This is a genomic window from Streptomyces sp. NPDC090994 (genome assembly GCF_044768905.1).
Lineage (GTDB): Bacteria > Actinomycetota > Actinomycetes > Streptomycetales > Streptomycetaceae > Streptomyces.
This window is the reverse complement of sequence record NZ_JBIVWS010000024.1, coordinates 44,312-59,983: the sequence shown is the minus strand read 5'-3', so window position 1 is coordinate 59,983 and position 15,672 is coordinate 44,312. Positions and strand designations below refer to the sequence as shown.

The 15,672-nt window shown below is 74.0% G+C and carries 10 protein-coding genes; 8 read left to right on the top strand and 2 right to left on the bottom strand.

Annotated elements, in window-relative coordinates:
- The first annotated feature begins 1 nt into the window (after position 1).
- The 8 genes from nusA to ACIQR3_RS32460 all read left to right on the top strand — a co-directional run bounded on the left by nusA (position 2) and on the right by ACIQR3_RS32460 (position 11,985).
- Positions 2 to 991 (top strand): transcription termination factor NusA, encoded by a 990-nt coding sequence (nusA, locus tag ACIQR3_RS32495; RefSeq protein WP_403544356.1) that lies wholly within the window; start codon positions 2 to 4, stop codon positions 989 to 991.
- A gap of 113 nt (positions 992 to 1,104) precedes the next feature.
- Positions 1,105 to 1,386, top strand: coding sequence for a YlxR family protein (locus ACIQR3_RS32490; protein WP_403544354.1), 282 nt, complete (start codon positions 1,105 to 1,107; stop codon positions 1,384 to 1,386).
- A gap of 179 nt (positions 1,387 to 1,565) precedes the next feature.
- A complete protein-coding gene (infB, locus tag ACIQR3_RS32485) occupies positions 1,566 to 4,688 on the top strand; it encodes a translation initiation factor IF-2 (protein ID WP_403544352.1) in 3,123 nt (1,040 codons plus the stop codon).
- Positions 4,689 to 4,841: 153 nt separating this feature from the next.
- Complete coding sequence (locus ACIQR3_RS32480; RefSeq protein ID WP_215164473.1) at positions 4,842 to 5,135, top strand: DUF503 domain-containing protein; 294 nt, start codon at positions 4,842 to 4,844, stop codon at positions 5,133 to 5,135.
- A gap of 43 nt (positions 5,136 to 5,178) precedes the next feature.
- A complete protein-coding gene (rbfA, locus tag ACIQR3_RS32475) occupies positions 5,179 to 5,652 on the top strand; it encodes a 30S ribosome-binding factor RbfA (protein WP_403544350.1) in 474 nt (157 codons plus the stop codon).
- A complete protein-coding gene (truB, locus tag ACIQR3_RS32470; RefSeq protein WP_403544348.1) occupies positions 5,649 to 6,554 on the top strand; it encodes a tRNA pseudouridine(55) synthase TruB in 906 nt (301 codons plus the stop codon). The genes rbfA and truB overlap by 4 nt, the downstream gene beginning before the upstream one ends.
- Positions 6,555 to 6,814: 260 nt before the next feature.
- Positions 6,815 to 10,894, top strand: coding sequence for a trypsin-like peptidase domain-containing protein (locus ACIQR3_RS32465; RefSeq protein ID WP_403544347.1), 4,080 nt, complete (start codon positions 6,815 to 6,817; stop codon positions 10,892 to 10,894).
- A gap of 128 nt (positions 10,895 to 11,022) precedes the next feature.
- Positions 11,023 to 11,985: a bifunctional riboflavin kinase/FAD synthetase gene (locus ACIQR3_RS32460; RefSeq protein ID WP_403544345.1), complete on the top strand. Its 963-nt coding sequence runs from the start codon at positions 11,023 to 11,025 to the stop codon at positions 11,983 to 11,985.
- 79 nt (positions 11,986 to 12,064) lie between these two features.
- On the opposite strand, the gene ACIQR3_RS32455 is transcribed toward ACIQR3_RS32460, so the two are convergent.
- Together ACIQR3_RS32455 and ACIQR3_RS32450 are read right to left on the bottom strand one after the other, a co-directional pair.
- Positions 12,065 to 15,037 carry an SCO5717 family growth-regulating ATPase gene (locus ACIQR3_RS32455; protein ID WP_403544344.1) on the bottom strand — a complete coding sequence of 991 codons (2,973 nt, stop codon included), beginning with the start codon at positions 15,035 to 15,037 and terminating at the stop codon, positions 12,065 to 12,067.
- A gap of 302 nt (positions 15,038 to 15,339) precedes the next feature.
- Complete coding sequence (locus tag ACIQR3_RS32450) at positions 15,340 to 15,657, bottom strand: DUF397 domain-containing protein (RefSeq protein ID WP_403544342.1); 318 nt, start codon at positions 15,655 to 15,657, stop codon at positions 15,340 to 15,342.
- Between the last annotated feature and the right edge of the window lie 15 nt (positions 15,658 to 15,672).

The window sequence follows — 15,672 nt, the reverse complement described above, 5'->3', positions numbered from 1 at the left end:
CGTGGACATCGACATGAGTGCCCTGCGGGGCTTGGTGCGGGAGAAGGAGATCTCCTTCGACCTGCTGGTCGAGGCGATCGAGTCGGCCCTCCTCATCGCCTACCACCGCACCGAGGGAAGCCGCCGCCACGCGCGCGTCAAGCTCGACCGGGAGACCGGCCATGTGACCGTGTGGGCGAAGGAGGACCCGGACGACCTGGAAGAGGGGCAGGAGGCACGCGAGTTCGACGACACTCCGTCGGACTTCGGCCGGATCGCCGCCACCACCGCCAAGCAGGTCATCCTGCAGCGGCTGCGGGACGCCGAGGACGACGCCACGCTCGGCGAGTACGCCGGCCGCGAGGGCGACATCGTCACCGGAGTGGTCCAGCAGGGCCGCGACCCGAAGAACGTGCTGGTCGACATCGGCAAGCTGGAGGCCATCCTGCCGGTGCAGGAACAGGTGCCCGGCGAGACCTACCCGCACGGCACCCGCCTGCGGTCGTACGTCGTCCGGGTCGCCAAGGGCGTCCGCGGCCCGTCCGTGACCCTCTCCCGCACCCACCCGAACCTGGTGAAGAAGCTGTTCGCCCTGGAGGTCCCGGAGATCGCCGACGGCAGCGTCGAGATCGCCGCGATCGCCCGCGAGGCCGGCCACCGCACCAAGATCGCCGTCCGCTCCACCCGCTCCGGACTCAACGCCAAGGGCGCCTGCATCGGCCCCATGGGCGGCCGGGTCCGCAACGTGATGGGCGAGCTGAACGGTGAGAAGATCGACATCGTCGACTGGTCGGACGACCCGGCCGACATGGTGGCCAACGCGCTCTCGCCGGCCCGTGTCACCAAGGTGGAGGTCGTCGACCTGGCGGCCCGCTCCGCCCGGGTGACCGTGCCCGACTACCAGCTGTCGCTGGCCATCGGCAAGGAGGGCCAGAACGCCCGCCTCGCGGCCCGGCTCACCGGCTGGCGCATCGACATCCGCCCGGACACCGAGCAGCAGCCGTCCGAGTGAGGGAATAGACCGAAGCCGCCGGAGCGCTGAGATCATCGACAGCTTCCGAGACGGCGTGGCGTTCGATTCTTGCCCCGAAGGGGTGAGGTCGCCGCGGGGAGGTAGACTTAGGAGTGTCTGGCCGGACGCGTGCTCGTGCATGCCCTGAACGCACCTGTGTGGGGTGCCGGGAGCGAGCGGCCAAGACCGGACTGCTGCGCATCGTGGCGGTCGAGGGTGAATGCGCCCCCGATCCTCGCGGTACGCTGCCCGGCCGGGGTGCGTACGTTCACCCCGCCCAGGTCTGTCTCGACCAGGCGGTACGCCGCCGGGCGTTCCCGAGGGCACTGCGCGTCCCGGGACCGCTCGACGTAAAGGCGTTGCGCCAGTACGTCGAGCAGACGGAGGGTTGCTGACCAGGATTGCTGGTCGGGCAACCACGGCAAGTAAGACGTGCCGTACGGAACCCCGTACGGCTTGGTACCTCGCGAGTCGAAAGCAGGTCGAGATTGCGATGAGCACTCGATGAGTACGCGATGAGTACGCCCATGAACTAGCGACGGTCCGGACGCAACCCGGACCTCAAAGGAGCGAAGTGGCTAAGGTCCGGGTCTACGAACTCGCCAAGGAGTTCGGTGTCGAGAGCAAGGTCGTCATGGCCAAGCTCCAGGAACTCGGTGAATTCGTCCGTTCGGCGTCTTCGACGATCGAAGCGCCCGTCGTACGCAAACTGACAGACGCCTTCCAGCAGGGCAGCGGGAACGGCCGGTCCGCCGGCAAGCCCGGTGCGCCCCGCAAGGCCGCCCCCAGGCCCGCCGCGCCCTCGCCGGCGCAGGCTGCCCCGGGTGGCACCCCCCGCGCCGCCAAGCCGGCCGGAGACCGTCCGGCCGCCCCGCGGCCGGCCGCGCCCAAGCCCGCGGCCGCCCAGCAGCCGCAGGCCCCCGCGGCCTCCTCGGCGCCCTCGGCCCCCGCGCCGTCGGCCCCGGGCCCGCGTCCGACGCCGGGTCCCAAGCCCGCGCCGCGTCCGGCTCCGGCCGCGCCCGAGTTCACCGCGCCGCCCGCGGCGGCGGCTCCCTCCGCACCCGCCCCGTCCGGGCCCAGGCCCGGCGGCGCGCGTCCCGGCGCTCCCCGTCCCGGCGGCCGGCCCTCCGGTCCCGGTCAGGGCCAGGGCCAGGGCCAGCAGGGTGGCGGGCAGGGCCGTTCCGGCGGTCCGCGTCCCGGTGCCCCGGCGGCGCGCCCCGGCGCCCGTCCGTCCGGCCCGCGTCCGGGCAACAACCCCTTCACCTCCGGCGGCAACGCCGGTATGGCCCGTCCGCAGTCCCCGCGCCCGCAGGGCGGCGGCCCGCGTCCCGGCCCCGGCGGTCCCGCCGGCGGCGGTCCGCGTCCGCAGGCCCCCGGCGGCCAGGGCGGCGGTCCGCGTCCCCAGGCTCCGGGCGGCAACCGTCCGACCCCGGGCTCGATGCCCCGTCCGCAGGGCGGCGCCGCGGGTCCGCGTCCCGGCGGCGGCCCGCGTCCGAACCCCGGCATGATGCCGCAGCGTCCCGCTGCCGGCCCGCGTCCGGGCCCCGGCGGCGGCGGTCGCGGTCCCGGCGGTGCCGGTCGTCCCGGCGGCGGCGGTCGTCCGGGCGGCGGCGGCTTCGCCGGCCGTCCCGGTGGCGGCGGCGGTGCCGGTCGTCCCGGTGGTGGCGGCGGCGGCTTCGCCGGCCGTCCCGGCGGTGGCGGCGGCTTCGGCGGCGGCGGTGGCCGTCCCGGCTTCGGCGGCCGTCCCGGCGGTCCCGGTGGCCGTGGTGGCACGCAGGGCGCCTTCGGCCGTCCCGGCGGTCCCGCGCGTCGCGGTCGCAAGTCGAAGCGGCAGAGGCGCCAGGAGTACGAGGCCATGCAGGCCCCGTCGGTCGGCGGCGTGATGCTGCCTCGCGGCAACGGCGAGACCATTCGCCTGTCGCGCGGTGCCTCGCTCACCGACTTCGCGGAGAAGATCAACGCCAACCCGGCGTCGCTCGTCGCGGTCATGATGAACCTCGGCGAGATGGTCACGGCCACGCAGTCCGTCTCCGACGAGACGCTCCAGCTCCTCGCCGACGAGATGAACTACACGGTTCAGATCGTCAGCCCGGAGGAGGAGGACCGCGAGCTGCTCGAGTCCTTCGACCTGGAGTTCGGCGAGGACGAGGGCTCCGAGGAGGACCTGGTCGTCCGTCCGCCGGTCGTCACCGTCATGGGTCACGTCGACCACGGCAAGACCCGACTGCTCGACGCCATCCGCAAGACGAACGTCATCGCGGGCGAGGCCGGCGGCATCACCCAGCACATCGGTGCCTACCAGGTCGCGACCGAGGTCAACGACGAAGAGCGCAAGATCACCTTCATCGACACCCCGGGTCACGAGGCGTTCACCGCCATGCGTGCCCGTGGTGCCCGGTCGACGGACATCGCGATCCTGGTCGTCGCGGCCAACGACGGCGTCATGCCGCAGACGGTCGAGGCGCTCAACCACGCCAAGGCGGCCGACGTCCCGATCGTCGTCGCGGTCAACAAGATCGACGTCGAGGGTGCCGACCCGACCAAGGTGCGCGGTCAGCTGACCGAGTACGGCCTGGTGGCCGAGGAGTACGGCGGCGACACCATGTTCGTCGACATCTCCGCCAAGCAGGGTCTGCACATCGACTCGCTGCTCGAGGCCGTGATCCTCACGGCCGACGCCTCGCTCGACCTGCGGGCCAACCCGAACCAGGACGCGCAGGGCATCTCGATCGAGTCCCGGCTCGACCGCGGCCGCGGTGCCGTGGCGACGGTCCTCGTGCAGCGAGGCACGCTGCGGGTCGGCGACACGATGGTGGTGGGCGACGCCTACGGCCGCGTCCGCGCCATGCTCGACGACAACGGCAACAACGTGCCCGAGGCGGGCCCGTCGACGCCGGTCCAGGTCCTCGGCCTGACCAACGTCCCGGGCGCCGGCGACAACTTCATCGTGGTCGAGGAGGACCGTACGGCCCGCCAGATCGCGGAGAAGCGCGCCGCACGCGAGCGCAACGCCGCGTTCGCCAAGCGCACGCGCCGCGTCTCCCTGGAGGACCTGGACAAGGTGCTCAAGGCCGGCGAGGTCCAGCAGCTCAACCTGATCATCAAGGGTGACGCTTCTGGTTCCGTCGAGGCCCTGGAGTCCTCCCTGCTCCAGCTGGACGTCGGCGAAGAGGTCGACATCCGCGTCCTGCACCGCGGCGTCGGTGCGGTCACGGAGTCCGACATCGACCTGGCGATGGGCTCCGACGCCATCGTGATCGGCTTCAACGTGCGCGCCGCCGGGCGTGCCGCGCAGATGGCCGAGCGCGAAGGTGTGGACGTCCGGTACTACTCGGTCATCTACCAGGCGATCGAGGAGATCGAGGCGGCCCTCAAGGGCATGCTCAAGCCGGAGTACGAAGAGGTCGAGCTGGGCACGGCGGAGATCCGCGAGGTCTTCCGCTCGTCCAAGCTGGGCAACATCGCGGGTGTCCTCATCCGCTCCGGCGAGGTCAAGCGCAACACCAAGGCGCGCCTCATCCGCGACGGCAAGGTCATCGCGGAGAACCTCAACATCGAGGGTCTGCGTCGCTTCAAGGACGACGTCACCGAGATCCGCGAAGGCTTCGAGGGCGGTATCAACCTCGGAAACTTCAACGACATCAAGGTCGACGACGTCATCGCGACGTACGAGATGCGCGAGAAGCCGCGGGTGTAACCACCCCGTCTTCTCCAGACGGCGCGGTCCGGGGCCGGTCGGCGGAAGCAATATCCGTCGATCGGCCCCGGCCGTTCGTTGTACGGTTCTGATGTCCCCGCCACACGGATGGCGGGGCCATCGATCCCGGACCGGCGGGTGAACCGGTTGCACATGTATGTGGGGACGCTGTCCTTCGACCTCCTCCTCGGCGACGTACATTCGCTGAAGGAGAAGCGGTCCGTCGTCCGCCCGATCGTCGCCGAACTCCAGCGGAAGTACGCGGTGAGCGCGGCCGAGGTGGACCACATGGACCTGCACCGGCGGGCGGTCGTCGGCCTGGCCATGGTGTCCGGCGACGCGGGGCACCTCAGTGACGTGCTCGACCGGTGCGAACGGCTGGTCGCCGGCCGCCCCGAGGTGGAGCTGCTGTCCGTCCGACGGCGCTTCCACGGCGACGACGACTGACCCCAAGAACGAGATTGATCAGGAAAGAACGGGAGACGGACCAGTGGCCGACAACGCGCGGGCCAAGAGGCTGGCGGACCTCATCCGGGAAGTGGTGGCCCAGAAGCTGCAGCGCGGGATCAAGGACCCGCGGCTCGGCACCCACGTCACCATCACGGACACCCGGGTCACGGGTGACCTCCGGGAGGCGACCGTCTTCTACACGGTCTACGGCGACGACGAGGAGCGGCAGGCCGCCGCGGCAGGCCTGGAGAGCGCCAAGGGCATCCTGCGCTCCGAGGTCGGCAAGGCGGCCGGGGTGAAGTTCACCCCGACCCTCGCCTTCGTCATGGACGCCCTCCCGGACACCGCCAAGAACATCGAGGACCTCCTCGACAAGGCGCGGCAGTCCGACGCCAAGGTGCGCGAGGCGTCCGCGGGCGCCCGCTACGCCGGCGACGCGGACCCGTACCGCAAGCCGGGCGAGGACGACGACGCGGCCGACGAGGCCGACGGGACGGACGACACCGCTAAATGACCGAGAAGCACACCACGCCCGACGGCCTTGTCATCGTCGACAAGCCGTCGGGCTTCACTTCGCACGACGTCGTCGCCAAGATGCGCGGCATCGCCCGCACGCGGCGCGTCGGGCACGCCGGCACGCTCGACCCGATGGCGACGGGCGTCCTGGTCCTCGGCGTGGAGCGGGCCACCAAGCTCCTCGGGCACCTCGCCCTCACCGAGAAGGAGTACGTGGGGACCATCAGGCTCGGCCAGACCACCCTGACCGACGACGCCGAGGGCGAGATCACGGGGTGCGCCGACGCCTCGAAGGTCACCCGCGACGCCATCGACGCGGGGATCGCCGAGCTGACCGGCGCCATCATGCAGGTGCCGTCCAAGGTCAGCGCCATCAAGATCAACGGCGTGCGCTCCTACAAGCGGGCGCGCGAGGGCGAGGAGTTCGACATCCCGGCCCGTCCGGTCACCGTCTCCTCCTTCCAGGTGTACGACGTCCGGGACGCGGTCGCCGAGGACGGCACCCCGGTCCTGGACCTGGTGGTGTCGGTGGTCTGCTCCTCCGGTACGTACATCCGCGCGCTCGCCCGCGACCTCGGCGCCGGTCTCGGCGTGGGCGGCCACCTCACCGCGCTGCGCCGCACCCGGGTCGGGCCGTACAAGCTGGACGCGGCGTGGACGCTGGACCAGCTCCAGCAGGAGCTGGAGGTCATGCCGGTCGCCGAGGCGGCCGGGGCCGCGTTCCCGCGCTGGGACGTCGACGAGCGGCGGGCCCGCCTGCTCGCCAACGGGGTGCGGCTGGAGATGCCCGAGGTCTACGCCGGCGCCGGCGCGGTGGCCGTCTTCGGCCCCGGCGGCGGGCTGCTCGCGCTGGTCGAGGAGCAGCGGGGCAAGGCGAAGAGCCTGGCCGTCTTCGGCTGAGGAGGGGGCTGAGGGAGGCTGCCCGTGGAGCGGCGGACACGGGGTCGTCCTTGCCGCCGCTCCACGGTCCCCCCTCGGTTCCCCCACCCCCTAGGGTGTATCCAAGGGAACCCCTCTGTTCACCCGTCCGGGCAGGCGCTCGGAGTGAACCGGGGGAGCACAAGGGGGCGCGTTCCCCGCACGATCTGTCCCGCTGATCATCACCCGCCTACCGTCGGACGCAGAGCACGGCGTACGGCGGGGGCGGGGGAGGTTCGACGATGACGTCGCGGCACCGGAAGACGAGGGCGGCGCGGGACCTGACGACGGTGATGTCGTGGGACGGGGACGAGGACCGGGACAGGGACCGGGACGAGGACCGGGGCAGGGACGGGGACCGGGGCAGGGACGGGGACCGGCGCAGGGGCGGGGATCTAGGCAGGGACCGAGACAGGGACCGGGACGAGGGTGGCGCGGCGTCGGCGGGCGAGGGCGCGGTGCGGCAGACACCGCCGGGCGCCGGCGGTCCGCCCCCGGCCCCGACCGGACCCGGCCTGGTCCGGATCCACGACCTGGCCGGCCGCCCCCGCGGCACGGGATTCGTCGCCGACCACCACGGCACGGTCGTCACCAGCCACGAGGCCGTCGACGGCCTGCCCCGGCTGGTCCTCCACGGCGCCCGGGACCGGCGCTGCACCGTGCCCGCCGACGCGGTCATCCCGCTCCCCGGCCTGGACCTCGCCCTCGTCCGCACCGAGGGCCTCGGTCTCGCGCCGCTGCCCCTCACCGCGGGGGACGGCCCCAGCGCCGGGAGCTATGTGCGGATCGCCGCCGACGGCTGGCGCGAGGCACGCGTGCTCGGCACCGCCGACGTGACGTACACGTCCACCGAGGGCTTCCACTTCATCGGCGACGCGCTGGAACTGGCCGTCGGCACCCTGGGCCGGGACGCGCTGCGGCTGGGCGGCGGGGCGGCCGGCGGGCCGGTGCTCGACGCCACGACCGGGGCGGTGGTCGGTGTCCTCGGTACCGCGCTGCGGTCCGGCCACAGTGACCTGGGCTTCGCCGTGCCGCTGCGTCCCGGGCATGTCCCCGGTCCGCTCGCCGAGTTGCTCACCGAGAACGCGGCGACGGTCCCGGCGTACGGCACCGACCTCAATCTGGCCGGCGTACTGGAGCTGACGGCGACCTCGGTCGGCCAGGACCGTCCGGCGGGCGTCCCGGTGGGCCGGACCGGCACCGTCCTCGCGCCGCCGCCGGTGGAACGGGCCGTTCCCGTACGGGAGTTCGCCGCCTTCATCGACAGCCCGGCGTACGTCCTCGGCCTCGTCGGCGCCCCCGGCAGCGGCCGTACGACGGAGCTGGCGGCCCTCGCCGACCGCCGCGGCCGGGGCCCGCGGCCCGCCCCGACCCTGTGGCTGCGGGGAGCTGACCTCCGGGACGACGACGCCTCCGTGGCGGACGCGGCGGGGCGGGCCCTGGGACGGGCGGCACGGGTTGTGGCCGCTGCCGGGGGGCCGGGCGGGTTGAACGGGTTCGGTGGGGTGCGGGTCGGCTCTCCGGTGGCGGAAGGCCGGCTGGAGGGGCTTGGCTCAGGAGGACCTGTAGGTGGAGGTCCCGGAAGTCAGGAAGGTGCCGAAAAGCAGAGAGGCCCCGGAGACCAGGCTGGACCGGTCGGGCCGACTGGACCGGCACGACCGGCTGGACTGGCTGGACCGGCAGATCCGGAAGCCCTCGGCGGCTGTAGCGGCTGCAACGGCTGCAACGGCTCCGGCCCTTCCGGCGATGCGGGGCTCGGGGATGTCACCCCGGCGCGGGTGGCCCAGCTGGCCCGGGCGGCGGGCCGCCCCCTGCTCCTCGTCCTGGACGGGCCCGAGGAGATGCCGCGGGGACTGCACCGGCGGCTGGCCGAGTGGAGCGAGGGCACGGCGGCCTGGCTGCGGCGCACGGGTGCCCGACTGATCGTGGCGTGCCGCGCCGAGTACTGGGAGCGGGCGGGGACGGAGTTCCCCCGCGACCTGCTGTACGAGCCCGCCACCGCCCCTTCTCCGGCCCCGCCCCGCGTCCTCCTGGGCGACCTGACCGACGACGAGGCGCGGCGAGTACGGGCACGGCTCGGCGTGCCGGACGGCGCGCTCGCGGACGCCGACGCCCGCCACCCCCTGACCCTCCGCCTGTACTCCGAGGTCAGGACGGCCCTGGGCGATCCACCGCCCACCACCGGCGCCGCACCACCCGTCCCCCTGCGCCGGGACGACGTGTTCGCGGCCCACCTCGACCTGGTCTGCCTGCGCGTCGCGGCCCGGCTGGCCACGGAGAACGGCCTGCACGGCCGGGCCGTGCGGCGCCTCGCGGCGAAGGTGTCCGGGCAGGTCCACGAGGCCGCCCGGCGCAGCCTCGCCCCGGGGGAGGGGGCGCTGGACCGGGAGTCCTTCGAGGCGGTGTTCCCCTGGGGGACCGGCCCGGCCCATCTCGGCGGCGTCACCGGCTGGGCGTCCGCCGTCCTCGCCGAGGGCGTCCTGGTGCCCGCCGGCCACGGCTACCGCTTCGCGCACGAGGAACTAGCCGACTGGCTCCAGGGCCTCCACCTCGACCTGGACGGGGCCCTGCGCGCCCTGGTCCACCAGCACCGTCCCCTCGACGCCGAGTCCCCGTCCCCGTCCGTGCCCCACCACCGCATCGGCCCCGTCGTGGAGGCCCTGCTCCACCTCGCCCGCCAGCACGGAACCCCCCGACTCGCCGCCCGCCTCCAGGAGTTGGCCCACACTCTGGACACCGGCCCGTACTCCTGGTGGGCCGCCCGGCTGCTCGCCGGGGTGCTGGCCCGTGTGCCGGACGCGGTGCCGTACACGGAGGTGCTGCGACAGCTCGCCGACGCGGTCGTGGCGCGACGGGAGGAAGGACGGCCGGTACCGGGCGAGTTCGGGCCGGCCTTCTGGACGGCGCTGCCGCTGTCGGACGACCTCCGCCTCGACCTGCTCCGCCGGCTGGTCCGCGCCGACGGGCCCCCGCACGAACCGGGCCCCCGGCACCTCGACGCGGTCGCCGCTCTGCTCACCGCCGCCCCCGGGGCCGTACAACCGCTGCTGATCCGCTGGTTCGACGACGAACGGCCGCTGCCCGCCGCGCCGCACGCCACCGTGGCCACGGCCGCGCAGGCGCTGCTGCACACCCACCGGCACCGTGCCCCCGACGACCTCGTCGAGGTGCTCGTGGACAGCGCGCACCCCCGGGCCGGTGAACTGCTCGCCGTCCTCGCCGAGGAGGAACCCTCCGCCCTGTGCCGCGCCGCCGACCGGTGGGCGCGCGACGAGCGCCACGCCCGGCGTGCGGCGGCCATGACGTACGGACTGCGCGCCGCCCCGCACGCGCGCGACGAGACCGACTGCCAGCTGCTGCGCTACGCCGCCCTCGCCCTGCTGGTCCGCTCCGCCGACAGTCCGCTGCACGGCGCCGCCCTCGCGCTGCTCGTGCACGACCCCGACAGCCGCGACCGCCACCTGGAACGGGCGGTGCGCCACTTCGCAGCGGGCGACCCGTACCTCCCGCCGAGCGCGATGGCCGTCGCCCTGTCCACCCGTCCGGAGGCGGTCCTGGACGCCTTCCGGGCCCGGCTGCGCGGCCCGGACGCCGGGGAGGCGCTGCGCCGGCTCGTCGACGCGGCCACCCCCGGGCTGGCCGGCCGGATCGCGGAGGTGGTGGCGGAAGCCGTCGCGCGGCGCCCCGAGCACGCCGCGCACGTCGCCGCGTACGTGGACCGGCGCCTCAGACAGGACCCGCACGCCGCCCGCGAGGCACTCCTGCCGCTGGTCGGCGGGCTGCTGACCGGCGGACCCGAGCCGGTACGCACCGCACTCGCCACCGTGCTCGGCGCCCCCGGCACCACCGCCTGCGCCCCCCTCCGCGCGGAGCTGCGGGAACTCCTCCTGGACCACGAACACGACCCCGCCGTGCTGGACGCGCTCCTGCGCGCAGCCGTCCTCCCGGGCCACGGCCCGAACCACGAACCGACTGCCGGCCCGGACCACGAACCGACTGCCGGACTGGACCATGAACCGACTGCCGGACCGGACCACGAAAGGCCCGACGGATCGGACCACGAAAGGCCCGACGGACCGGATCGCGAACCGTCCGACGCACTGCGCACCCTGGTCCGGCGCACCGGCCTCCGGCTGGTCCGCACTCCCGAGGGAGCCGCCCGCTTCGACACCGCCCTGGTCACCTTCGCCCGGCAGGTCCCCGGCTTCGCCGCCCGCCTGGCCGGCTGGCTGTCCGGCGCGCCCGAGGAGTGGGCGGGGCTGGTCGGCCCCGGTACCCGCAGGACCGTCGAGAGCCTGGCCGGCCTGGGCATCTCCGCGTGAGGGGTGGACCGGCCGCGTGCGTCCGGTCACATTCCATGCCGATGCGGGCCGTGGCCGGGCGGCATGGCACCCTTAGACCTGCGGAAGCGGCAAGGTTCTCGACGAGTTTGCGACAAGGAGCAGACACAGTGCAGCGCTGGCGTGGCTTGGAGGACATCCCCGAGGACTGGGGACGCAGCGTCGTCACCATCGGCTCCTACGACGGCGTCCACCGCGGGCACCAGCTGATCATCCGGCATGCCGTGGACCGGGCCCGCGCGCTCGGCGTCCCGGCCGTCGTCGTCACCTTCGACCCGCACCCCAGCGAGGTCGTCCGCCCCGGCAGCCACCCGCCCCTGCTGGCCCCGCACCACCGCCGCGCCGAACTCTGCGCCGAACTGGGCGTGGACGCGGTCCTCGTCCTGCCCTTCACCAAGGAGTTCTCGAACCTCTCCCCGGCCGACTTCGTGGTCAAGGTCCTGGTCGACAAACTGCACGCCAAGGCGGTCGTCGAGGGCCCCAACTTCCGCTTCGGCCACAAGGCCGCCGGAAACGTCGGCTTCCTCGCCGAACAGGGCCGCGTCTACGACTTCGAGGTCGAGGTCGTCGACCTGTACGTGACCGGCGACGCGGGCGACGGGCAGCCCTTCTCCTCGACCCTGACCCGGCGCCTGGTCGCCGAGGGCGACGTGCGCGGCGCCGCCGAGATCCTCGGCCGCCCGCACCGCGTCGAGGGCGTCGTCGTCCACGGCGCCCAGCGCGGCCGCGAACTCGGCTTCCCCACGGCCAACGTCGAGCCCCTCCCGCACACCGCCGTCCCGGCCGACGGCGTCTACGCCGGCTGGCTGCACGCGGCCGGCGAGGCGATGCCGGCCGCGATCTCGGTCGGCACCAACCCCCAGTTCGAGGGCACCGAGCGCACGGTGGAGGCGTACGCCATCGACCGCGTCGGCCTCGACCTGTACGGCCTGCACGTCGCCGTCGACTTCCTGGCCTTCGTACGGGGGCAGGAGAAGTTCGACACGCTGGACGCGCTGCTGGCGCAGATGGGCGAGGACGTCAAGGCGTGCCGGGAACTGGTGGCGGAGGCGGAGGCGGAGAAGCGGGACTAGGGACGCGGCAGACGTCCACCGCGGAGCACAGGCCAGGGCCCGTACCGACTTCACGTCGGTACGGGCCCTGGCCTGTGTGCTACTGCTGCGGCGGCATCTGCCCCGGCTGCTGATACGGCTGCGGGGCGTACCCGGGCTGCGGGCCGGTCTGCCAGGGCTGGCCGGGCTGGGTACCGGGAGGCGCCTGATACGGCTGTCCGCCCTGCGTCGGGTATCCCGGCATCGGGGGAGCCATGGTCGGTGGCGGGTTGCCGTCCGACGTCCACAGCCCCTGCTCCTGCTGGGCCCGCACGAAGTCCTCGGCCACCTTCGTGGCCAGGTCGAAGTAGGCCTCCCGGACCTTCGGCCGCATCATGTCGAGGTCGACCTCGGCGCCCGCCGCGAGATGCTCGTCGAACGGGACGACGACCACACCCCGGCAGCGCTGCTCGAAGTGGGTGACGATGTCCTCCACCTTGATCATCTTGCCGGTCTCGCGCACCCCGGAGATCACCGTGAGGGACCGCGAGACCAGCGACGCGTACCCGTGCGCGGACAGCCAGTCCAGCGTCGTACTGGCGCTGCTCGCCCCGTCCACCGACGGTGTCGAGATGATGATCAGCTGGTCGGCGAGGTCGAGGACGCCGCGCATGGCGCTGTAGAGGAGTCCGGTGCCGGAGTCGGTGAGAATGATCGGGTACTGCTTGCCCAGCACGTCGATCGCGCGCCGGTAGTCCTCGTCGTTGAAGGTCGTGGAGACGGCCGGGTCCACGTCGTTGGCGATGATCTCCAGGCCCGAGGGCGCCTGCGAGGTGAAGCGGCGGATGTCCATGTACGAGTTGAGGTACGGGATCGCCTGGACCAGGTCGCGGATGGTGGCGCCGGTCTCGCGGCGGACCCGACGGCCGAGTGTTCCGGCGTCCGGGTTGGCGTCGATGGCCAGGATCTTGTCCTGCCGCTCGCTGGCGAGGGTGGAGCCGAGTGCGGTGGTCGTGGTCGTCTTGCCCACGCCGCCCTTCAGGCTGATCACCGCGATCCGGTAGCAGGACAGCACCGGGGTGCGGATGAGGTCGAGCTTGCGCTGCCGCTCCAGCTCCTCCTTGCGGCCACCGAGCTTGAACCGCGACCCGCCGGGCGTGGGACGGCTGCTCTTGGCCTTCTGCTTCCTGCTGTTGACCAGCCGGTCCGAGGTCAGCTCGACGGCCGCGTTGTAGCCGAGCGGCGCTCCTGGGCTGACCTGCTCCCGCTGGTCGTGCTGAATGGCCTGCGGATAGGGGGCACCGGTACGGGGGTCCACGCCGGGCTGGCCGGCCGGCTGGCCGTAGGGGTACTGGGGCTGCGGCGGCTGCCCCGGCGCACCGGGCGCACCTGATGCCTGGGAGTGCTCCTGCTGCGGCGGCACCGGCCGACCGGGTGGCCCCGGCTGGGCGGGCGGCTGCTGCGGATAGCCGTAACCCTGCGGAGTCGGCTGCGGCGGGAAGCCGTAACCGCCCTGCGGCGCCTGGGCCGGGGGCTGTTGCGGGTAGCCGTAACCCGCCGGCGGCGTGGGCGCTTGCTGTGGAGGGAAGCCGTAGCCGCCCTGCGGCGGCTGGGGTGCGGGCTGCTGGGGGAAGCCGTAACCGCCCTGCGGCGGCTGGGGCGCGCCGAAGGTGCCTTGAGGGGTCGCCTGCGGGGGCGGTCCCGGCGGCTGGGAGGCGGCCGGCCAGCCGGGCGGCGCGGCTTGCGGAGCACCCGGCTGAGCGGCGGCGGCCTGCTGGGCGGGCGCCGACGGGTCGGCGGGCGGCGCGGGGTGCGGCTGCGGCTGCGACGGCTGTCCGTCCGCCGTCGGCCACGGCTGGGCGGCGGACGGCGCCGGGGCGGCCGGCGGCATGGGCGCACCACCGGTGGCGGCCGACGGGAACTGCGGAGGCAGGGGCGGAACGGCACCTTCCGGCGCCGGCGGGGGACGCCAGCCGGACGCCGCGTCCTGCTGCGGGCCCTGCTCCGGCTCCGGCGCGGTGCGCTGGGCGGCCGGGTCGTCACCGGACGGCTCGGCACCGTCGGCTTCGGCGCCGCCGTCCGCCGCGTCCTCCGCGGTTATGCCCTCGGCGGTACGCGGCTCCTCGTGGGCGTCCGCCGCCCCGGTGGCCTCGGTGCTGTCCTCCGCCCCGTCGTCCTCGGTCCCGGTGTCCCGGTCCGGCGTGCCGTCCCCATCGGTCCCGGACGCAGTGTCCGGCGTACCGGGGACGGCCGTCGTTCCGGTGTCCGTCGAGGCCTGCGGGGTACCGGGGGACGTGGCCCCGTCGGCGGGGCCGGGGGCGGACGGGGTGTCGGCGGAGGCAGACAGGCTGTCCGCGTTCTCACCGGACGCCGGCGCCGCAGCGCCCTGGGGAGCGCCGGGCGCCTGGGCACCGTACGGCCCGGGGGCGGTAGGGGCTGCCGGAGCCGCGGACTCAGGCGAAGGGGCGCTCGGTGCGGGCGGGGTGACGGCCGGGTAGGGGTTGCCGACCGGCGGGGGAGGCGTGACGGGAGCCGCGCCCGCCGGCGGCGGAGGCGGCACGGGAGCCGCGGCGGCGGACGGCGGGGATGTCACGGGAGTCGCACCCGTCGGTCCCGCAGGTGTCACCGGCGCGGGGCCGAAGCCTCCGTCAGGAGTCGGGGGTTGACCCGGAAGGGGACCAGGACCGCCTGGGCCGGGGAAGGGGCCTTGAGTCGGCACGGCTCCCGCCCCGGGGCCCGCCGGGGAGCCGGGAAACGGCCCCTGGCCGGGCGCGGGCGCCTGTCCGGGGTGGGCTCCGTACCCAGGGATGGTGCCCTCACCGGGAACCGTTCCCGGTCCGGGAGCCGTCGACGGCGTGCCGCCCGGTGCCGCTGTGGACGCGGGCGCGGAACCGGACGTATCGGCGGGAGGATTGTGCGCGGGGGCAGGAGCGGGTGGCTGCCCGCCGCCCGTGGACGAGCTCTGCGTGTACCAGGCAGGCGCGGCGTAGTCGATGGTGAACTCGCCCGTCACCTCGACGGCCGATTCCGCGTCGGACTGGTCATCGCTGGGCGTGGTCCAGCCCACGCGCATCCCGTCCCGATCGCTGTGCACAATTCCTCCTGGTGTGGTCGAGCACCCTCGTGCCGTTAAGGCACTCACGTGCCGGGCTGGGGGCGACCGTTCCTGTCGTCCGATCCGTCTGGCTTCCCCCGGACGCGAACAACCCACCCGTGGGTTCTGACGCCGCACCCGCATCAAGCGTAAACGCCATGACGTCCGGCGGGGCAGGCCCGTCCGCCGTGCGTCCGCGTCCGCGGACCGCCGCCTGCCTCAGGAGCCGTCCTCCGGGCCGGTGTCGTTTTCCCGGGCTCGGTATGCCGCGTCATGTCACGGTCGTAACCGGACAGTTCATCTCATTCCGTCGTGGTGCCGCCGTTGTGCGGAGCGGGCTCCAGGTCGAACTCGCCGTCCCGGGCCCCGAGGACGAACGCCCGCCACTCCGCCTCCGTGTACCGCAGCACGGTGTCCGGGTCGAGCGAGGACCGCATGGCCACCGCGCCCTCCGGGAGGTAGGCGATCTCGACGCGCTCCTCGTGCTCCTCGGTACCGGGCGCGCTGTGCCACTCGACACCCGAGATGTCCAGGGCGTACAGCTCGTCCCGTTCCCTCTCCTTGCGGGCCCTGACGTCCTCGTCCGGCGTTCCCGCGGTGCTGTCCTGTGCGTCGGCCATGGTCAAAGGGCCCCT